This is a genomic window from Cellulomonas sp., assembly GCF_965229465.1.
In the GTDB taxonomy this organism is placed as follows: domain Bacteria; phylum Actinomycetota; class Actinomycetes; order Actinomycetales; family Cellulomonadaceae; genus Cellulomonas.
This window is the reverse complement of record NZ_OZ245882.1, coordinates 853764-873085: the sequence shown is the minus strand read 5'-3', so window position 1 is coordinate 873085 and position 19322 is coordinate 853764. Positions and strand designations below refer to the sequence as shown.

Sequence of the window (19322 nt, the reverse complement as noted above, 5' to 3'; positions counted from 1 at the left end):
TCTACCCGAAACGGACACCGCGGAACGAGGCCGGAATCAGGATGTGGACAACCCGCCGGTCACGGAACAGGAGGGGCGTCGTCCGACGAACCCGAAGAACCCGAGGAGCCCGGGTCGGTGCGCCGACGGTCCTCGTCGAGCCGCCAGAGGAACTCGGGGTCGTCGTCGGGAGCGGTCGGGCGCCTGCTCTGCCGCGGCGCGCCCGGGTTGCCGACGGCTGCGGTGCGACGGGACCACCGCACGGCGAGCCACGCCACGGCGCCGAGCAGGGGCACGAAGAGGATCAGCAGGACCCACAGGGCGGGGTGCACCCCGAGCCGCTCCTCGGCCGTGCTGCGGATGACGTCGAACGCGCAGTAGACGGTCAACCCGATGATCAGCAGGACGGCGAGGTTCCTCACCTCGTCAGACTAGACGTCGCTCGGCGGACGAGCGCCCCCGCGGAGCGTCCTACGCTGGGACCGTGCCTTTCCTCGTCTACTCGCTCCTGCGCCTGGCCCTCTTCGGCGCGTGCCTCGGCCTGCTCTGGTGGGCCGGCATGCGGTCCTGGCTGGCGGGGATCGTCGCGGCGTTCCTGGCGTGGGGGCTGTCGTACGTGCTGCTCAGCGGCCCGCGGGACGCGGCTGCGCTCCAGCTGGCCGAGCGTGCGGAGCGGCGACGGGCCGCCGGTGACCGGACGGTGCTGGGCAAGCGTGCCCAGCAGGACGCCGACGTCGAGGACGCGGCCGACGAGGCCACGCGCACCCAGGAGTCCTAGAGGGCCAGCCCGAGCCCGAGGAGCACGCCGAACGCGAGCTCCAGCAGCCCGGTCCCGGCGAGCACGGGGACCAGCGCGCGGCCGCGAGCACCCAGCAGCACGGTCGTCGCGAGGACGACCGCGGGGGCCAGCAGCACCAGGACGACGAGCGTCCAGGGCGACGCGAACGCGCACACGATCCCGCCCAGGAGGACCGGCAGGATCACCATCGCTGCGTAGACGCGTCGGGCCAGGCGGTCTCCGAGCCGCACGGCGAGGGTGCGCTTGCCGACGAGGGCGTCGGTGGGGATGTCCCGCAGGTTGTTGGCCATGAGCAGCGCGCACGCGAGCAGCCCGACGGACACCGCGCCGACCCACGCGGCCCAGGAGAGCTCGTCGGCCTGCGTGTACGTGGTGCCCAGCACCGCGACGAGACCGAAGAACGTGAAGACGCCGACCTCGCCGAGCCCGAGGTAGCCGTAGGGGTTCTTGCCGCCGGTGTACCCCCAGGCGGCCGCGATCGCGATCACCCCGACGCCCAGCAGCCACCAGTAGCCGCTGAGGTACACCAGCGCGAGCCCGAAGAGCCCGGCGACGGCGAACGCCGCGAACGCCGCGCCCTTGACGGTGCCGGGGCTGGCGGTGCCGGACGCGGTGAGCCGCAGGGGGCCGACGCGGTCCACGTCGGTGCCGCGGATCCCGTCGGAGTAGTCGTTGGCGTAGTTGACGCCCACCTGGAGCGCCAGCGCGACGCCGAGCGCGAGCGCGGCACGCCCGAGGTGGGCCTCGCCCAGCTGGGCGGCCGCCCCGGTGCCCACGAATACGGGGGCTGCGGCGGCCGGGAGCGTCCGCGGCCGTGCACCCTGCACCCAGTCGCTGGCAGTCGTCACGGGGAGTTCCTCTCGAGGTGGCGTGCGGCGAGCAGCGTGGCGGCCCGACGGTCGATCTTGCCCGGCCCGCGCAGCGGGAGCGAGTCCGCGACCACGAGGTTCCGGGGCGCGTGGGTGGCGCCGAGCCGGTCGGTGACGGCCGCCCGGGCGTCGGCCAGCGTGGGCGGGGCGACGCCGGACCGCGGAACGACGACGGCGACGACGAGCTGACCCCACTCCTCGTCGGGAATCCCGACCACGCACACCTCGCCGACGCCGGGCAGTCCCGCGAGCACCAACTCCACAGGCCCAGGCGGCACCTTGACGCCTCCGGTGACCAGCACGTCGTCGGCGCGTCCGAGCACGGTCAGGACCCCGCCGGACCAGGCGCCGAGATCCGTGGTGCGCAGGTACCGGACCCCGTCCACCTGCACGAACGCGTCCGCATCCAGGTCCGGTCGCCCGAGGTACCCGTCGGCCAGGACGGGACCGGCCAGCAGGATGCGTCCCTCCGCGTCCAGCCGGACGGAAACCCCGTCCAGGGGCCGCCCGTCGTACACGCAGCCGCCGCAGGTCTCCGACATGCCGTACGTGGTGACCACCCGGACGCCCGCGGCGCGCGCACGTCCCAGCACGTCCGGCGCCGTCGCGGCTCCGCCGAGCAGCACCGCGTCGAACGCGGTCAGGGCGGTCGTCGCGGCGGGGTCGTCGAGCAGCCGCACCAGCTGGGTGGGCACCAGGGAGGTGTACCGCGGTCCTGACCCGGCCAGCTCGGCGGCCGCTGCCACGAAGGCGGGTGCACGGAACGCTCCCGAGGGCATCGCCACGGGAGCCGTGCCCGCCAGCACGGAGCGGACCAGCACCTGGAGCCCTGCCACGTGGTGCACGGGCAGCGCCAGCAGCCACCGCCCGGGGCCGGAGAGTCGAGCCCCGGTCGCGGCGGCCGACGCGCGCAGGGCGGACGCCGACAGCAGCACGGCGCGAGGATCGCCCGTGGATCCCGAGGTCCGCACGACCACCGCGACGCCGTCGGGGACCTCGGTGGCGTCCACGGGGCCCGGCGAGACGGCCGGCCCGGTGCTGCTCAGCGCGGCCTCGAGCGCCGGGAGAAGGAGCTCCGGCCGCGCGGGGACGTCTCGCACGGGCCGGCTCACCCGCCCAGCGTAGGTCCGTCTGCGCGCGCGCCCGCCCGGGGCAAGCGCCCGGACACCGTAGAGTGTCGCGCGATTCACACCCGAAGGAGCACCGTGCCGTCCGTCCTCACCGCCCCGTCCGCCTCTCGCCGGGCCGTCGTGCTCGTGGCGCTCGCGACCACCGCCACGCTCGCGCTCGGTGCGTGCAGCGGACCGCCGACCGAGCCCACGCCGGTCGCGCCCGTGACGCAGGCCCCCGTGATCGAGGCGGCCAAGGGTGCTCCGCCCGCACCGGTCGTGCCGCCGCGCTGGCCGCTGACGGGCGTCACCGCCACGGAGGTCTCGACGCGGCCCGCGCTGGCCATCAAGGTGGAGAACTCGACGGAGGCGCGCCCGCAGACCGGGCTCGACCAGGCGGACGTCATCTGGGAGCAGGTCGTCGAGGGCGGCATCAGCCGGTTCGTCGCGGTGTACCAGTCGCAGGTGCCGGCCGAGGTGGGCCCGATCCGGTCGGTGCGCCCCATGGACCCGGCCATCGCCGCGCCGCTGCACGGACTGATCGCGTTCTCCGGTGGTCAGCCGGCGTTCGTCCAGGCGCTGAAGAACGCCGGCCTCCAGACAGTGAGCATGGACGCCGGAGCGGCCGGCTTCTACCGCAAGAAGGGCGTCGGCCCGGCGCCGCACAACGTGTACGGCACCCCGCAGACCTTCTGGGACCAGGCCGACGCGGACCACTCCGCCGCGCCCCCCGCGCAGTTCGTGTTCGCGAAGGTGCTCGACAAGGCCACGGCGGTCGCCTCCGGTGGGCCGTCGTCGACCGTGGCCGTCCGGCTCTCCGGCTTCTCGCGGCCCAGCTGGACGTGGGACGCGGGAACCGGGACGTGGCTGCGCGCTGAGGGTGCCACGCCCGCGACCCTGCGCTCAGGTGCGCGGATCGCCGCGACGAACGTGGTGACGCTGAAGGTGCGTCTCATCGACTCCGGCACCGTGGACCCGGCCGGCAACCCCGTCCCGGAGACCGTGCTCGAGGGCACGGGCGAGGCGACGATCTCCGGCGGGGGCAAGACGGTCACCGGCACGTGGACGAAGGGGTCGAGGGACGCGGTCCTCACGCTCGCCACGCCCGACGGCGCGGTCGTGACGCTCGCGCCGGGCATCACGTGGGTGGAGCTGGTCCCGCGGGACTCGGGCTCGGTCACCATCAGTTGAGTGAACGACGGGGGAGCGCGATGACGACGACGACACGACGACCGGCACGGGGCGCGGTCGCCGCGGTGCTCGCGGCCATGGCGCTGGCCGTCGCCGGGTGCACCTCGCCGCCGCCGGAACCGCCGCAGGATCCGCCGTCCCCGGTGGTGCAGGGCCCCACCATCGCCCCGAACAAGGTGCCGGCACCCGTGCCGGTCCTTCCCCCGGTGTGGCCGCTGACCGGCGTCGCGGGTGAGCCGGCCGCCAGGCCGTCGCTCGCGGTGAAGATCGAGAACACGGCCGTGGCCCGTCCGCAGACCGGTCTCGACCAGGCGGACATGGTCTGGGAGACGATCGTCGAGTTCGACGTGTCCCGCTTCGTCGCCGTCTTCCACTCCCAGGTGCCCGCCGAGGTCGGACCCATCCGCTCGGTCCGCCCGATGGACCCGCAGATCCTGGCGCCCATGCACGGCCTGCTCGCGTTCTCGGGCGGTCAGCCGGGCATCCTCGCCCTGGTCGAGGCCAGCGGCGTGCAGATGATCAGCCACGACGCGGGCGCACCGGGCATGTACCGGACCAAGGACAGGCCGGCGCCCCACAACGTGTACGGGAACCCGACGACCTTCTGGGGGCAGGCGGACGCCGACCACCAGGCGCCCCCCGGTGAGCAGTTCACCATCGCGCGCAGCGCCGACCGTGCCGCGGCCGTCGTGGGCGGCACCCCGGCGAGCACGCTGTCGTTCCGCCTCTCCGCGGCGTCGAGCCCGACCTGGTCGTGGGACGCGGGCAGCGGCACGTGGCTGCGGTCGGAGGGGTCGGCGCCGGCGACCGCCCGCAGCGGGGCGCGGCTGTCCGCGGTCAACGTCGTGTCGCTCACGGCCCCGCACCCGAACTCCGGGTACGGCGCGCAGGGTGGGGCGGCTGTGCCCACCTACGAGCTGGTCGGCTCGGGCGAGGGCGTCGTCGCGACGGGCGGCAAGACCATCGCGGTGCGGTGGCAGCGGGACGCCCAGGAGGTGCCGATCCGGCTGTTCACCGCCGACGGCCAGCTCGCGGACCTGGCGCCGGGGAACACCTGGGTCGAGCTCGTGCCGGCCGGCAGCGGATCACTGACCGTCGGCTGAGCCGGACCGGGTGTCCGCCCACGGGATGATCCCCGCGGGCGGGTTGGCCACCCCAGGGCGGGAGCACGTCGAGCCCGGGGGCCGATGCCCGTCGGCCGGTGCGCGGGCGACGCTGGACGCATGGCCACTCTCACGCACCACCCCCAGTCCACACCCGTCGAGCACGACGTCCGGTCGCTCGGTGCGGTCCTCGTCTCGGCCGTCGTCCTCGTCGCGCTGCTGGTCGGCGCCGCGGGCGTCCTCGGCTCGATCGTCGACCTCGCCGGCTGGGCGCTGTCCAGCAGCTAGTACGCGTACGGGAAGCCCGACCAGTCGGGCTCGCGGCGCTCGAGGAACGCGTCCCGCCCCTCGACCGCCTCGTCGGTCATGTACGCCAGCCGGGTGGCCTCCCCGGCGAACACCTGCTGCCCCGCCAGGCCGTCGTCCGCCAGGTTGAAGGCGAACTTGAGCATCCGGATCGCCTGCGGTGACTTGGTCGCCATGATCCGCGCGTACTCCAGCCCGGCCTCCTCGATCTGCGCGTGCTCGACCACGTCGTTGACCGCGCCCCACGCGAGCGCCTGCTCCGCCGAGTACTCGCGGGCCAGGAAGAAGATCTCGCGGGCCCGCTTCTGCCCCACCTGCCGCGCCAGCAGCGCCGACCCGTAGCCGCCGTCGAACGAGCCCACGTTGGCGTCGGTCTGCATGAAGCGCGCGTGCTCCCGGCTGGCGATGCTGAGGTCGGCGACGACGTGCAGCGAGTGCCCACCCCCGGCCGCCCAGCCGTTGACCAGCGCGACGACGACCTTCGGCATGGTCCGGAGCAGGCGCTGGACCTCCAGGATGTGCAGCCGCCCGGCGCGTGCGGGGTCCACGTCCTGCGCGGTCTCGCCCGACGCGTACTGGTAGCCCGACCGGCCGCGGATGCGCTGGTCGCCGCCGGAGCAGAACGCCCAGACGCCGTCCTTCGGGCTCGGTCCGTTGCCGGTGAGCAGCACCGTGCCCACGTCGGAGGTGGTCCGCGAGTGGTCGAGGACGCGGTACAGCTCGTCGACCGTGTGCGGGCGGAACGCGTTGCGCACCTCGGGCCGGTCGAACGCGACGCGGACGACGGGCAGGTCCCGGGCGGTCGCGCCGGCCGCCACCTGGTCCGGCGTGGGGCGGGCGAACCCGCGGTGGTACGTGAGGTCCGTGAGGTCCTCGAACCCGTCGACCGTCCGCCAGCGCGTCGGGTCGAACGTGTCGGAGACGGGGTCCGGCAGGGGAGGCAGGGTCACGGCGGCAGCCTAACCGCGACGCACGGTCTGGTACGGTTGTACCAGAAAGTGCGCGGGACGGCGGGGACTGCCACCCGGCGCGCACGCGGAGAGTGGTGCACCACCATGGCCTGGATCGTCCTCGTCCTGTCCGGCATGCTCGAGGCCGGCTGGGCCCTCAGCCTCAAGGCGTCGAACGGCTTCACCAGGCTCTGGCCCAGCGTCCTGTTCGTCGTCCTGCTCGTCGCGTCGATGGGCGGGCTGTCCTGGGCGCTCAGGACGCTTCCCGTCGGGGTCGCGTACGGCGTCTGGGTCGGCATCGGTGCGGCGCTCACCGCGGTGCTCGCCGTCGTGCTGTTCCACGAGACCGTGTCCGTGCTCAAGATCGTCTCGCTCGTGCTCATCGTGGCCGGCGTCGTGGGACTGAACCTGTCGGGCGGCCACGCGTGACCGACCGCGGTGCCCGGGGGAAGGGCGCTCGCCGCCGCGCGGACCTGGCGACGGCCGCCGCGACCCTCCTGCTGCGCGAGGGGCCGGGTGCGCTCACCCACCGGCGCGTCGCGCTCGAGGCGGGGGCGTCGCTGTCGGCGACCACCTACTACTTCGCGTCCCTCGACGACCTCGCGGCGGCGGCGGGCGCCGCGATGGCCGACGCGTGGGCGGACCACGCGCGGGCGTCCCTCTCCGGCGCGCCGGACGTGACGGTGCGGCGCGAGCCCGACGCGGCCGCGCGGGTGCTCGTCGACGCAGTCCTGCCCCCCGGGGACGACGCCGGCGTGCGCAGCTACTACGAGCACCTGCTCGGCGCGGGTCGGCAGGCGTCCCTCGCGGGGGCGTTCGCGGGTGGTCGCGCGGCGGTCGACGCCGTCCTGGGGCAGCTTGTCGGCCACGTCGAGGCGCCCACGTCGGCCGCGGTGACCACGGCGCTCGTCGACGGCGCGGTCGTCACCGCGCTGACCGAGCAGCGGCCCGTGCGGGCGACGGCACGGGCGCTGCTCGTCGAGGCGTGGGGTGCGTGAGTCCGCCGTACGCTGGCGGCGTGCTCCACGACCCCGCTGACCTGCACGTCTGGTCGCTCCCGCTGCGCACGCGGTTCCGCGGGCTGACGGTACGCGACGGGGTGCTGCTGCGGGGGGACGCGGGCTGGGGGGAGTTCAGCCCGTTCTGGGACTACGACGCCGACGAGTCGGCAGCCTGGTGGCGCGCCGCGGTCGAGTCCGCCGACGAGGGCTGGCCGGCACCCGTGCGCACCCGGATCCCCGTCAACGTGACCGTGCCCGCCGTCGACGCCGAGACCGCCCACCGGATCGTGCGCGGCTCGGGCGGCTGCCGGACGGCGAAGGTCAAGGTCGCCGAGCCGGGGCAGTCGCTGGCCGACGAGATCGCCCGGCTGGAGGCGGTCCGCGACGCGCTCGGCCCCGGCGGCGCCGTCCGCGTCGACGCCAACGCTGCGTGGGACGTCGACACCGCGGTGAGCCGGCTGGCCGCCCTGGACCGCGCCGCCGGCGGCCTCGAGTACGCGGAGCAGCCGGTGCCCGGCGTCGACGACCTCGCCGCGCTGCGCCGCCGTACGCACGTGCCGATCGCCGCCGACGAGTCGATCCGCCGAGCGCAGGACCCGTTCGCGGTGGCGCGTGCCCACGCGGCCGACGTCGTCGTGCTCAAGGTCCAGCCGCTCGGCGGGGTGCGCGCGTGCCTGGAGCTGGCCGAGCGGATCGGGTTGCCGGTCGTCGTGTCGTCGGCCCTGGAGTCGTCCGTGGGGCTCGCCGCCGGCGTCGCGCTCGCCGCCGCCCTCCCGGAGCTGCCCTACGCGTGTGGTCTGGCCACCGCGCAGCTGTTCACCTCGGACCTCGTCGACAGCCCGTTCCTCCCGGTCGACGGAGCGCTCGACGTCCGCCGCACCTCGCCCGACCCCGCACTGTTGGCCGCCGCTGCGGCGCCCCCCGAGCTCACGGACCGGTGGCGCGCGCGCGTCGCGGCCGTGCGGGCTCGGGCATGATGGCGGGCGTGCCGACGACGACCGCCCTCGCTCCCGACCCGGCGACCGCGGCGGCCCGCGTGATCGTGCAGGCGCTCGCGGCCCTCGGTGTCGAGGACGTCGTGCTCGCCCCCGGGTCCCGCAGCGCGCCGTTGGCCTACGCGGTCGCGGACGCAGCCCTCCCCGACGCCGAGCGCCCCGCCGGAGCCCCGAGCCTGCGCCTGCACGTGCGGGTGGACGAGCGCTCGGCCGCGTTCCTGGCGGTCGGGCTGGCGCGCGCCTCCGCTCACGGGGACGGCGACCAGCTCCACGCACCGCGGCCGGTCGCGGTGATCACCACGTCGGGTACCGCGGTGGCCAACCTGCACCCGGCGGTGCTCGAGGCGCACCACAGCGGCCTGCCGCTGCTGCTGCTGACCGCCGACCGCCCGCACGAGCTGCGCGGCACGGGCGCCAACCAGACCACCGACCAGGTGGGCATCTTCGCCGGTGCCGTGCGGCTGACCGTCGACGTGCCCGCTCCCGTCGGTCGCGCAGACGAGGCGCGCAGCCTGCGTCGCACGATCTCCCGCGCCGTGGCCGCTGCTACGGGCGCGCGCACCGGTGACCCGGGTCCGGTGCACCTCGACCTCGCGTTCCGGGAGCCACTGGTGCCCGGCGACTCCCCGTGGCCGGAGCCCTCGACCTCCGGGCTCACGGTGGTGCAGGCGCGCCACGTGCCGGCCGGCTCGACCACCGGAGCCGTGCCCACGGTCGCGGATCCGACGGCGCCCGCGCGCCGCGGCGGGGTGGCGACCGTGCTGGTGGCCGGGGACGGCGCCGGACCGACCGCGCGCCGGCTCGCCGAGGCGAACGGCTGGCCCCTGCTGGCCGAGCCGTCGTCGGGCGCGCGCGGCGGCACCCACGCCATCGCGGCCTATCGCCTGCTGCTGGCCCACCCGCTGCTGGGCGGGGCGGTCCGCCGCGTCGTCGTGCTCGGGCGCCCCACGCTCTCCCGGCCGGTGCAGCAGCTGCTGGCGCGCGAGGACGTCGAGGTGGTCGTCGTCGCCCCGCGCGGCGCCGACTGGCCCGACGCCCCGCGCAACGCGACCGACGTGCTGCTCGAGCCCCCGGCCCGGATGCGCCAGGGTCGGATGCCCGCGCCCGCCGGGTGGCTCGACTCGTGGCTCGCGGCCGACAAGGCGGCGGGATCGGCGATCGACAGGGTCGTCGTCGGGCCGGACGGTCCTGACGCGGGCCGCCGGTCGCGCAGCGGCACCCGTGTCACCGGCCCCGCGCTCGCGCGCGTGGTCGCGCAGGTCAGCGGGCCCGGCGACGCGCTGGTCGTCGGCTCGTCGAACCCGGTGCGGGACCTGGACCTGGTGGCGCGCTGGGACAGCCCGCCCGTGGTCCTGGCCAACCGCGGGCTCGCGGGCATCGACGGCACGGTGTCCACCGCGGTCGGCGCGGCGCTCGGGCTGCCCCGCCGCCGGGTCCGGGCCTACCTGGGTGACCTCACGTTCCTGCACGACGTGGGCGGCCTGCTGCGCGGTCCGCTCGAGGCGCCCGTGCACCTCCAGCTGGTCGTCGCCAACGACGACGGTGGCTCGATCTTCGCGACGCTCGAGCCGGGGGAGCCCGCGCGCGCGGACGTGTTCGAGCGCGTGTTCGGCACGCCGCACGGCGCCGACCTCGCGGCGCTCTGCGCGGGCTATGGGGTCCGGCACACGCGGGTCAGCGACGTCGACGGCCTGCTGCCCGCGCTGGCGTCGCCGGGTCCGGGCCTCAGCGTCGTGGAGGTCCGCGTCGACCGGCTGGGGCGCCGCGCCCTCGGCGAACGGATCGCCGACGAGGTGGCGACGGCCGTCGACGCGGCGCTGGCGGGCGTCGGCGGGCTGTAGACCGGCCAGTTCTCACGCACCGTCGACGGTGCGATCCATTCGAAACTCGCAGGAGATTCCCAGGTTCTGCGAAGGCTCCCTCCAGCGCGAACGGGTCTGATGGTCGTCGACGAAGGAGGGCACCCCAGATGACCACCACCCCGGAGCACGGCGCGGCCGACCAGACGCCCGCAGCCGACCAGCACCCGCAGGCACAGCCGACGCAGCCGCTGCCGCCCGTGACCGCGACGCAGCCGTTGCCGGTCCACGCCACCCAGCCGCTGCCGACGCACCCCCGACCGGCGCACCCCACCAACCCGTTCCAGCCCCCGCACCCGGCCGCGCCGGCCGACCAGCGCGCCGCGTACGAGGCCGCCCAGCAGCAGGCCGCCGCGCAGCAGGCCTCGCAGATGGACCAGTTCGAGGCCGTCCGTCGCGCCCAGTGGGAGGCCGCGCAGCGCGCCGCCGCGCAGGACCCCGCCACCGCCCCGCAGGCTGCCTACCAGCCTGCTCCGGCGTACGCGGGGGGACCGGTGCCCCAGGGCCCCGTCCCCCCGCAGCGCAAGCGCAGCCTGTGGCTCCCGGTGACGTCGGCGGCCGCGGCCGCGGCGATCGTCGCGGCGATCGCCACCGTCGGCATCACGCACGGGCTGTCCGACGACGACGCCTCGGGGAACCGCCCCGCCTCCCTCGCGACCATCGGGCAGGCGGCCAACGACACGGTCCCGGTGGCCGGTTCGACGTCGGAGAACCCGGACTGGGAGGCCGTCGCCAAGGCGGTCCAGCAGTCGGTCGTCGCCATCCAGGTCAGCACCGGCAACGGCGGCGGCGCGGAGGGCTCCGGCGTGATCATCGACGACGCCGGCCACATCGTCACCAACAACCACGTGGTCGCCGGGGCGGACGGCGAGGTCCAGGTCACCCTGACCGACGGCCGACTCTTCGACGCCACGATCGTCGGCACCGACGCGACCACCGACCTGGCGGTCATCAAGCTCAAGGACGCCCCGGACGACCTCAAGGCCGCGGCCATCGGCGACTCGTCGAAGGTCGTCGTCGGCCAGCCCGTGATGGCCGTCGGCAACCCGCTGGGCCTGGCCAACACCGTCACCACCGGCATCGTCTCCGCGGTCGACCGCCCGGTCTCCACCTCGGGCGACAGCACCAGCGAGGCCACGGTCACCAACGCGATCCAGATCGACGCGGCGGTCAACCCCGGAAACTCGGGCGGCCCGCTGTTCGACGCCGAGGGCCGCGTGATCGGCATCAACTCCTCGATCGCCACGCTGTCCAGCGAGTCCGGCTCGATCGGCCTCGGGTTCGCCATCCCCGTCGACCTGGTGAAGAACATCGCCGCGCAGCTCATCGACGACGGCACCGCGGAGCACGCGTTCCTCGGGGTGTCGCTGTCCGACGGCACGGCCTCCGCCGACGGCGTGACGCGGCGCGGCGCGGTCGTGGAGCAGGTCACCGACGGCTCGCCCGCGGCGAAGGCCGAGCTCCAGGCGAACGACACGATCCTCGCGATCGACGGCGACGCCGTCGGTGGCGCCGAGTCCCTGACCGCCTACGTGCGGGCGCTCCCGTCCGGCACCGACGTCACCCTGACGGTCGTCCGCGACGGGAAGTCGATCGAGGTCGACGTGACACTGGCGGTCCGCCCGGAGACGGCCCAGTCGGAGCCGCAGCAGCAGGCGCCCGACGAGCAGCAGGCGCCCGACGACCAGCAGGGGCAGAACGGCTTCCCCGAGGGAATGAGCCCCGACGAGCTGTGGCAGTGGTTCCAGCAGCAGCAGCAGCAGGGCCAGGGCTGAGCACGGCCCTCTGACCCGCCGGGCCGTCGTCCCCCACGGAGCCCGGCGTCGGCCGCTCGGCCGGGACGTCAGCTGTCGCTGACGTCCCGGCCGAGCGCGTACCGCATGGGGACCAGCTTGGCCTCGGACTCCGCGACCTCGGCCGGGGGATCGGACGCGGCGACCACCCCGCAGCCGGCGAACAGGCGCACGCTGCGCGGGTCGTCGGGGTCGATGGCCGCCGAGCGCAGCGCGATGCCCCACTCGCCGTCGCCGTCGGCACCGAACCAGCCGACAGGCCCGGCGTAGCGGGCGCGGTCCATGCCCTCGATGCTGCGGATGAGCTCGCGGGCGGCCACGGTCGGCGTGCCGCACACGGCGGCCGTCGGGTGCAGGGCCGCCGCGAGCGCGAGGGATGAGGGGTGCGCGGCGGCGCCGGTCGGAGCGGTGAGGACCCCGGTGACGTCCGACGCCAGGTGCAGGACGTTGGGCAGGTGCAGGACGAAGGGCACGTCGGGCACGTTGGTCGACGAGCAGAACGGCTCGAGCGCGTGCGCCACCGAGCTCACCGCGTACTCGTGCTCCTCGAGGTCCTTGGACGAGTGCGCGAGGATCGCCGCGCGGGCCATGTCTGCGGCGTCGTCCCCCGTGCGACGGATCGTGCCGGCGAGCACACGGGACGTCACCAAGCCCTTCTCGGACCGGACCAGCAGCTCGGGCGTCGCACCGATCATGCCGTCGACGCTGAACGTCCAGCACGACGGGTACTCCACGGCCAGCCGCTCGAGGGCCCAGCGCGCGTCCACGGGGTGCTCGGTGCGCGCGTGCACGTCGCGTGCCAGCACCACCTTGTCGACATCACCGGCCTTGATCGCCGCGATGCCGCGGGCGACGACGTCGCGCCAGCCGTCCGCGCTCACCGCGCCGTCCGAGTAGACGACGCTGCCCGGGTCGACCGGCGGCACCCGCGGCCCGACGACGCCGGCGAGCCGGGGCGCGGCGCCGAGCCGGGCGCCCGTGGTGATGGTGGTGAGCCAGGTGCGTCCCGCGCGGCGTCCGACGACCACGCGCGGCACGACGATCACGCTGCCCGCCGACGAGTCCTCGTCGAACGCAAAGGCGCCGAACGCCACGGGACCGGTTCCGGGCAGCTGGACCTCGTCGCGCACGATGGCACGTGCCAGGACGTCCTGCCAGGCGCGCTCGGCGTCGGCGAAGCGGTCGGGCCCGCTGACGGCGACGCGCAGGGTCTCGCCCCACGCCACCAGGCCGTCTCCGCGACGCACCCATGCGAGGGGCGCCTGCGACGGCAGCAGGCCGAGCAGGTCCAGGGGGTCCGTGGTCGCCGCACCGGTCGACCCGCCCAGCGCGTCCAGCGCGACCGTGCGGACCACGAGCGGGTACGGGACCGCGTCCGCGGGGGCGGAGGTCTGCGTACTCATCGGAGCCAGCGTATGCCTCGGCCACCCGTGCTTCCCTGTCGAAAGGCCCCCGCGGACCTGCGACGATGGACACATGTCCCGTGCCTCCCTCGACAAGGACCCCCAGGACGTCGCCGCCATGTTCGACGCCGTGGCCCACCGCTACGACCGGACCAACGACGTCATCTCGCTCGGTCAGGACCGCGCCTGGCGCAAGGCGACCCTCCGGGCCGTCGACGCCCAGCCCGGTGAGACCGTGCTCGACCTGGCCGCCGGGACGGGCACCTCGTCCGAGCCGATGGCTGACGCGGGCGTGCGGGTGATCGCCTGCGACCTGTCCGTCGGCATGCTCGAGGTGGGCAAGAAGCGCCGCCCCGACCTCGCGTTCGTCGCGGGCGACGCGCTGCACCTGCCCTTCGCGGACGAGTCGTTCGACGCGGTGACCATGTCGTTCGGTCTGCGCAACGTGAACGACGTCGACGCCGCCCTGGACGAGCTCCTGCGGGTGACGAAGCCGGGCGGCCGCCTGGTGGTGTGCGAGTTCTCGCGGCCGACCTTCAGGCCGTTCCGGGTGGTGTACCAGAACTACCTCATGCGGGCGCTGCCGCCCGTCGCGCGCGCGGTGTCCAAGGAGCCGGAGGCCTACGTGTACCTGGCGGAGTCCATCCGCGAGTGGCCCGACCAGAACGCCCTCGGCCTGCTCATCAAGCATGCCGGGTGGTCCCACGTGGCGTACCGGAACCTGTCGGGCGGCATCGTCGCGCTGCACCGGGGCACCCGTCCGGCCGCAGACGACGTCGCCCGTTCGGCCTAGGCCCGGAACGGTCCGTTTCGCGGGCGTTCGCCCGCTGGACTCCCAACTGCTCGGGTGGTAACCCCTCGCTGACTTTCCACGGTCGGATGATGACGGTTCTCAACCACTCAGTTCGCCGCGCCCCCTGCCGAGAGCCTCCGCAGCCGGTCGATGTCACCGGCCTCGGCTACGGGAGGCATGGACATGCGCAAGACGACGAAGGGCGCCCTGGCAGTGGGCGCCGGAGTGGCACTGCTGCTGAGCGGCGCGGGCACGTTGGCGGCCTGGCAGTCCTCGCTCTCTCTGAGCACGCAGTCGGTCGCCTCGGGTGACCTCAACCTGACCAGCACCGGCACGGCGACGTGGGTCTGGGGCACCGCCTCGAACGCCACCACCTGCGTGGCCGGCTCGACCGCGTTCGTCCCCGGGACCTCCAAGCTGGTCCCCGGCGACTGCGTCGTCTTCACGCAGCCGATCAAGGTCGACGCCGTCGGCGACAACCTCAAGTCCACCATCACGGTCACCGGCACCCCGGCGTTCGGCACGACCGGGGAGCTGTCCAGCAAGCTCAACGTCGCCACCGTCGCCACCTTCACGCCGGCCACCGGCGTCGCGGCGGGCACCGGCGGGGCGTGGAACTTCGACTCGACGGTCGCGACGAGCAAGACGATCAGCGCCACGGGCACCGCCAAGGTGACGATCATCTTCGACCCGGCCACCACCGGCCGCGTCGGAGCCGCGCAGTCCACCACGATCACCGGCGTCGGCCTCCTGCTCGCGCAGACGGCCCCCACGTCCTGATCCGACGCGACCTCCCACGCCCGTGCGGTTCCCCCGACGCGCCTCGCTCGTCGCCGTGGTCGCCGTCGTGCTCCTCGTCGCGGGGGGCACGACGGCGTACTCGGCGTGGTCGCGCGCGCTGCCGGTGTCCCCGGGCACCGCGGTGTCGGGGGACTTCGGGGCGACGTCGTCGCACACGCTGTCCCTCACGGCGATGACCCCGGGCGAGGTCCGCACCGGGGTCCTCACCGTGAGCCGCACGGCGGGGACGCAGGGCCGCTGGGTCTACACGCTGGGCACCCCGTCGGTGTCGGCGGGTCCCCTGGTGGGGCAGCTGACGGTCCGGGTCTACCCGGGCGCCACCTGCACCGGCACGGCGCTCACCCTGCCGTGGACGGTGGGCGCCACCCAGGCGCTCACCGCCACGCCGCAGCACTGCGTGTCGGTGACCCTCTCAGCCACCGCCCCGTCCTCCGTGCAGGGCGCGACGGCGACCCTGACCGTGCCCGTCACCGCGGAGAACCGCTCCACCACCTGACCAGGAGACCGACGTGCTCACCACGCGCACCCCGCACCGACCCGCCCGGCGCCCCGCGCCGCCGGCGGGTGCGCGGCGTGTGGTGGAGACGCTCGTCGCGGTCGTCGGCCTGCTCGGGCTCGGCTCGGGGGCGGCCTGGGCGTGGTGGTCCGTGTCGGCCGACGCCACCACCGCCGTGAGCGCCGTGACGGTGGCGCCGCCGACCACCGTGACGTGCACGGCCGACTCGCGGCTGTTCTTCGAGGACACGGTCACCATCCGGTGGGCGGCCCCTGTGGCGGCGACGCCCCCCGGCTCGACCCGCTCGTACACCGTCACGTTCGTGTCGACCTCGGGCACGATCGTGAAGACCGTCCCCGACGGCACCCTCCAGCTGCTCGTCCGCTGGACCGACATCAACGCGAACAGCGGCTGGAACCAGAAGCAGACGATCACGGTGCGGGCGTCGGCAGCCTTCCCGAGCACCACCTGGGTGTCCGCGCCCGCGAACCCGGTGGCCTCGACCGGCTCCACGACGCTCGGCTACAACAACCTCGCGTGCGCAACGCCATGACCGCGGCCGCGAGGTCGGGCCGCACGTCCGACGAGGACCGCCTCGGGGTCGTGCGCGTGCTCACCGGGATGATCTCCGGGATGGCGCTCGCGGCCGCCGTCCTCGTCGCACTGGTGCTCATCGTCGTCCCCCTCGCGCTCGGCGCCACCCCGTACACCGTGCTCACGGGGAGCATGCGACCGTCGATGCCCCCCGGCACGCTCGTCGTGTCCCGACCGGTGCCGGCCGACGAGATCCACCTCGGCGACGTGGTGACGTACCAGCTGGTCTCGAACGAGCCGGGGGTCGTCACGCACCGCGTCGTGGGCGTCGGCAGCACGGCCGAGGGGGAGCGGCAGCTCCTCACGCGCGGCGACGCCAACAACGTGGACGACGAGCCCGTCCGGGCGGTCCAGGTCCGCGGCGTGGTGGTCTACAGCGTCCCGTTCCTCGGGTACCTCAACACCTGGGTCGGGGTGAACCGGCCCGGCTGGCTGCTCAAGGCGGTCGCCGGTGCGCTGATCCTCTACGGGCTCGCGCTGGTCGGCGCCGGGGTCCGGGAGAGGTTCCGCAGGGCGCGCGTGCCGGAGCGGACCGCCGACGTGCTCGCGCCGGCTCCCACGGTCGTCTCGGCGGCGCCTGCCCGTGCGGTGCCGGTCCCGGTCGTCCTCGGGGTCGCCGTGTGCCTGCTGGTGGTCGGCGCGGTCGTGGTCGGCGGGCGGCGGTCGCGATGAGGCCGCGGGTCCTCGCGCGGGTGGCGGTCGGCGCCGTCCTGGGCGCGCTCGCGCTCGGGCTGTCCGCCGCTCCCGCGCAGGCCGCCGACGAGCTCCTGCTCTCGACCGACGGGACGTCGTGGTCCACCGCGCTCACGTCCGTCCTGTTCGGCGGCTCGCGCACGCTCGTGCCCGGGGACGTCGTGACGTCGACCCTGTGGGTGCGCAACGCGTCCGGCGACCGGGCGCGGGTCGAGGTCGACGTCGCGGACGCGCTCGGCGCCATGCCGGGCACGTTCGCGGGCGACCTCGCGCTCACGATCGACGGCGCGGCGGCACCCGGTGGAGCGCGGTGGCGTGGTCCGGTCCTCGAGCCCGGTGCCGCGGTCCGGATCCCCCTCGTGGTGACGTTCGACGTCGCATCCGAGGCGAGCAGCCGGCTCGAGGCCGCGTCGGTCCTCGACGCGGTCGTCCTCGTGCAGACCGCCGTCGGCCCGGGTCCGAGCCCGGCCCCGACCGCCTCCGGGTCGCCGGCCACGGTGCCGGCCACGGTGTCGGCCGGTGCTCCGGCCGCGGTCCCCGTGGGCCTGCCGGCAGGACTGCGGCCACCCGCCGTGGGGGGCCTCGCGCTGACCGGGCAGGAGCTGCTCTTGCCCCTGGGGGCGGCCGCAGCCGCGGTCGTCGCGGGGCTGCTGCTGGTCGCGGTCCGCCGCCGCTCGCGGGGTGCGCAGGACTGACCCGCCCGCGAGGTCTCCCCGGGCAGGTCGCGCGGGTGAACAATGGGGCTCGCGGCGCCCCGGTCGCACGTGCTCACCGGGGATTCCCGGGGCCGTCGGCCAGCAGTTCACGGCCTGTTCCTGACCCCCTCCTGAGAAGTAAGGAAAGCCTTCGCAGACAGCCCTTGGGGCGCTGGTTACACTCGCCGGAGCAGTGCGTGAACAACGTCACAAGTGGGGTCACCAGTGGTGGATGCAGCGATGGATGACGCGGACGTCATCGTCGTGGGCGCGGGCCCGGCCGGGTCCGCCGCCTCGTTCCACTGCGCCTCCGCGGGCCTGGACGTGCTGCTCCTCGAGAAGTCCGAGTTCCCCCGGGACAAGGTGTGCGGGGACGGGCTGACGCCGCGCGCGGTCGCCGAGCTGGTCCGCATGGGGCTGCCCATCAGGGAGCAGGACGGCTGGATCCGTAACGTGGGGCTGCGCGTGATCGGCGGCGGTCACCGCCTCGAGCTGGCGTGGCCCGAGCTGTCCAGCTACCCGTCGTACGGGCTCGCCAAGTCCCGGATGTCCCTCGACCACACGTTAGCCGACCACGCGCGGTCCGCCGGCGCCAAGCTCCAGGAGCGCACCAACGTCACGGGTCCGGTGCGCGACGAGCGCTCGGGCCGGGTCGTCGGGGTGCACGCCAAGGTCGACGGCGAGACCGTCACGTACCGCGCACCCGTCGTCATCGCGGCCGACGGGGTCTCCGCCCGGCTGGCCACGGGGATGGGCCTCGAGAAGCGCATGAACCGCCCGATGGGCGTCGCGGTGCGCACCTACTTCCAGACGCCGCGGCACGACGACCCGTGGATGGAGAGCCACCTCGAGCTCCGCGACGACGACGGCAACCTCATGCCCGGGTACGGCTGGATCTTCTCGCTCGGCGACGGCACCGCGAACGTCGGGCTCGGCTCGGTGGCCTCGACGGCGGCGCCGACCAAGGTCGACTACAAGAAGCTGTTCGCCACCTGGATGCGGCACGTGCCCGCCGAGTGGGAGTTCACGCCCGACAACCAGGTGGGACCCGTCAAGGGTGCGGCGCTGCCCATGGGGTTCAACCGCGGGCCGCTGTACGGCAACGGGCTCATGCTCGCGGGGGACTCGGCGGGGATGATCAGCCCGTTCAACGGCGAGGGCATCGCGTACGGCCTCCAGGCCGGGCGGGTCGCGGCCGACGCCATCTCCCAGGGTCTGGCCCGGGGGACCGCCGCCGGTCGTGAGCGCGCGTTCGCCACGTACCAGGGCCGCATGAAGGACGACCTCGGCGGCTACTACACGCTGGGCCGCGTGTTCGTGCGGCTCATCGAGCACCCGGAGGTCATGCGGGTGTGCACGCGGTACGGTCTGCCGCGGCCGCTGGTCATGAAGTTCGTGCTCAAGCTGCTGTCCGACTGCTACGAGCCGAAGGGTGGTGACCTGGTGGACCGGGTCATCGCCGGCCTGGCCCGGATCGCCCCCGCCGCATGACCCCCGACCACAACGAAGTGGAGTGACGCACGATGAACAACCCGTACGTCCCGCTGCTCTTCCTCATGGGGATCGCCGCCGTGCTCGCCCTCGGCGGCGTCGGCGCGAGCGTCGTCCTCGGCCCCAAGCGGTACAACCGCGCCAAGCTCGAGGCGTACGAGTGCGGCATCGAGCCCACCCCGCACGCCATCGGCGGCGGCCGGTTCCCGATCAAGTACTACCTGGTCGCGATGACCTTCATCATCTTCGACATCGAGGTGGTGTTCCTCTACCCGTGGGCCGTGAGCTTCGCGGACCTGGCCCTGTTCGGGCTGGTCGCGATGATCGGCTTCCTGGTGCTCATCACGGTCCCGTTCGTCTACGAGTGGAAGCGCGGCGGGTTCGAGTGGGACTGACGAGCAG

Annotated in this window: 22 protein-coding genes; 17 read left to right on the top strand and 5 right to left on the bottom strand. The window is 74.6% G+C overall.

The window, feature by feature from the left end:
• Nucleotides 1-59 precede the first annotated feature (59 nt).
• Complete coding sequence (locus ACO06A_RS04170; RefSeq protein WP_421734788.1) at nt 60-401, bottom strand: PLDc N-terminal domain-containing protein; 342 nt, start codon at nt 399-401, stop codon at nt 60-62.
• 62 nt (nt 402-463) lie between these two features.
• On the opposite strand from ACO06A_RS04170, the gene ACO06A_RS04165 reads away from it, so the two are divergent.
• A complete protein-coding gene (locus ACO06A_RS04165) occupies nt 464-757 on the top strand; it encodes a DUF4229 domain-containing protein (protein ID WP_421734787.1) in 294 nt (97 codons plus the stop codon).
• Here the strand turns inward: ACO06A_RS04165 and ACO06A_RS04160 are convergent.
• Together ACO06A_RS04160 and menE are read right to left on the bottom strand one after the other, a co-directional pair.
• The gene (locus ACO06A_RS04160) at nt 754-1626 is read right to left on the bottom strand and encodes a 1,4-dihydroxy-2-naphthoate polyprenyltransferase (protein WP_421734786.1); all 873 of its coding nucleotides are present in this window, start codon (nt 1624-1626) and stop codon (nt 754-756) included. The two genes, ACO06A_RS04165 and ACO06A_RS04160, sit on opposite strands and share 4 nt — an antisense overlap.
• A complete protein-coding gene (menE, locus tag ACO06A_RS04155; RefSeq protein ID WP_421734785.1) occupies nt 1623-2759 on the bottom strand; it encodes an o-succinylbenzoate--CoA ligase in 1137 nt (378 codons plus the stop codon). The genes ACO06A_RS04160 and menE overlap by 4 nt, the downstream gene beginning before the upstream one ends.
• Nucleotides 2760-2852: 93 nt before the next feature.
• On the opposite strand from menE, the gene ACO06A_RS04150 reads away from it, so the two are divergent.
• The 3 genes from ACO06A_RS04150 (at nt 2853) to ACO06A_RS04140 (ending at nt 5338) form a co-directional block, all read left to right on the top strand.
• Entirely contained in the window at nt 2853-3947 is a 1095-nt protein-coding gene (locus ACO06A_RS04150) for a DUF3048 domain-containing protein (protein WP_421734784.1), read from the top strand.
• A 20-nt stretch (nt 3948-3967) separates the two neighbouring features.
• Nucleotides 3968-5050 carry a DUF3048 domain-containing protein gene (locus tag ACO06A_RS04145; protein WP_421734783.1) on the top strand — a complete coding sequence of 361 codons (1083 nt, stop codon included), beginning with the start codon at nt 3968-3970 and terminating at the stop codon, nt 5048-5050.
• Nucleotides 5051-5170: 120 nt separating this feature from the next.
• Nucleotides 5171-5338, top strand: a complete 168-nt coding sequence (locus ACO06A_RS04140; protein ID WP_421734782.1) for a hypothetical protein — start codon at nt 5171-5173, stop codon at nt 5336-5338.
• On the opposite strand, the gene ACO06A_RS04135 is transcribed toward ACO06A_RS04140, so the two are convergent.
• Nucleotides 5335-6300: a 1,4-dihydroxy-2-naphthoyl-CoA synthase gene (locus ACO06A_RS04135; RefSeq protein WP_421736012.1), complete on the bottom strand. Its 966-nt coding sequence runs from the start codon at nt 6298-6300 to the stop codon at nt 5335-5337. The two genes, ACO06A_RS04140 and ACO06A_RS04135, sit on opposite strands and share 4 nt — an antisense overlap.
• Before the next feature lie 111 nt (nt 6301-6411).
• Here ACO06A_RS04135 and ACO06A_RS04130 point away from each other — a divergent pair, with 111 nt between their 5' ends.
• The 5 genes from ACO06A_RS04130 (at nt 6412) to ACO06A_RS04110 (ending at nt 11936) form a co-directional block, all read left to right on the top strand.
• Nucleotides 6412-6735: a DMT family transporter gene (locus ACO06A_RS04130; RefSeq protein ID WP_421734781.1), complete on the top strand. Its 324-nt coding sequence runs from the start codon at nt 6412-6414 to the stop codon at nt 6733-6735.
• The gene (locus ACO06A_RS04125; protein ID WP_421734780.1) at nt 6732-7304 is read left to right on the top strand and encodes a hypothetical protein; all 573 of its coding nucleotides are present in this window, start codon (nt 6732-6734) and stop codon (nt 7302-7304) included. Before ACO06A_RS04130 ends, ACO06A_RS04125 begins: the two co-directional genes overlap by 4 nt.
• A 20-nt stretch (nt 7305-7324) precedes the next feature.
• Nucleotides 7325-8284: an o-succinylbenzoate synthase gene (locus ACO06A_RS04120; protein ID WP_421734779.1), complete on the top strand. Its 960-nt coding sequence runs from the start codon at nt 7325-7327 to the stop codon at nt 8282-8284.
• Nucleotides 8281-10143: a 2-succinyl-5-enolpyruvyl-6-hydroxy-3-cyclohexene-1-carboxylic-acid synthase gene (menD, locus tag ACO06A_RS04115; protein WP_421736011.1), complete on the top strand. Its 1863-nt coding sequence runs from the start codon at nt 8281-8283 to the stop codon at nt 10141-10143. Before ACO06A_RS04120 ends, menD begins: the two co-directional genes overlap by 4 nt.
• A gap of 128 nt (nt 10144-10271) precedes the next feature.
• Nucleotides 10272-11936 (top strand): trypsin-like peptidase domain-containing protein, encoded by a 1665-nt coding sequence (locus tag ACO06A_RS04110; protein WP_421734778.1) that lies wholly within the window; start codon nt 10272-10274, stop codon nt 11934-11936.
• Between the two features lie 68 nt (nt 11937-12004).
• On the opposite strand, the gene ACO06A_RS04105 is transcribed toward ACO06A_RS04110, so the two are convergent.
• Complete coding sequence (locus ACO06A_RS04105) at nt 12005-13357, bottom strand: isochorismate synthase (protein WP_421734777.1); 1353 nt, start codon at nt 13355-13357, stop codon at nt 12005-12007.
• 73 nt (nt 13358-13430) lie between these two features.
• Here ACO06A_RS04105 and ACO06A_RS04100 point away from each other — a divergent pair, with 73 nt between their 5' ends.
• The 8 genes from ACO06A_RS04100 (at nt 13431) to ACO06A_RS04065 (ending at nt 19315) form a co-directional block, all read left to right on the top strand.
• Nucleotides 13431-14150 carry a demethylmenaquinone methyltransferase gene (locus tag ACO06A_RS04100; RefSeq protein WP_421734776.1) on the top strand — a complete coding sequence of 240 codons (720 nt, stop codon included), beginning with the start codon at nt 13431-13433 and terminating at the stop codon, nt 14148-14150.
• A gap of 183 nt (nt 14151-14333) precedes the next feature.
• A complete protein-coding gene (locus ACO06A_RS04095) occupies nt 14334-14930 on the top strand; it encodes an alternate-type signal peptide domain-containing protein (RefSeq protein ID WP_421734775.1) in 597 nt (198 codons plus the stop codon).
• Between the two features lie 22 nt (nt 14931-14952).
• Nucleotides 14953-15447 (top strand): hypothetical protein, encoded by a 495-nt coding sequence (locus ACO06A_RS04090; protein ID WP_421734774.1) that lies wholly within the window; start codon nt 14953-14955, stop codon nt 15445-15447.
• A gap of 13 nt (nt 15448-15460) precedes the next feature.
• Nucleotides 15461-16000 carry a hypothetical protein gene (locus tag ACO06A_RS04085; protein ID WP_421734773.1) on the top strand — a complete coding sequence of 180 codons (540 nt, stop codon included), beginning with the start codon at nt 15461-15463 and terminating at the stop codon, nt 15998-16000.
• Complete coding sequence (locus ACO06A_RS04080) at nt 15985-16713, top strand: signal peptidase I (protein WP_421734772.1); 729 nt, start codon at nt 15985-15987, stop codon at nt 16711-16713. The genes ACO06A_RS04085 and ACO06A_RS04080 overlap by 16 nt, the downstream gene beginning before the upstream one ends.
• Nucleotides 16710-17429, top strand: coding sequence for a hypothetical protein (locus ACO06A_RS04075; RefSeq protein ID WP_421734771.1), 720 nt, complete (start codon nt 16710-16712; stop codon nt 17427-17429). The genes ACO06A_RS04080 and ACO06A_RS04075 overlap by 4 nt, the downstream gene beginning before the upstream one ends.
• Before the next feature lie 240 nt (nt 17430-17669).
• Nucleotides 17670-18920 carry a geranylgeranyl reductase family protein gene (locus tag ACO06A_RS04070; protein WP_421734770.1) on the top strand — a complete coding sequence of 417 codons (1251 nt, stop codon included), beginning with the start codon at nt 17670-17672 and terminating at the stop codon, nt 18918-18920.
• A 32-nt stretch (nt 18921-18952) separates the two neighbouring features.
• Nucleotides 18953-19315, top strand: a complete 363-nt coding sequence (locus tag ACO06A_RS04065; RefSeq protein WP_175347953.1) for an NADH-quinone oxidoreductase subunit A — start codon at nt 18953-18955, stop codon at nt 19313-19315.
• Nucleotides 19316-19322: the final 7 nt, after the last annotated feature.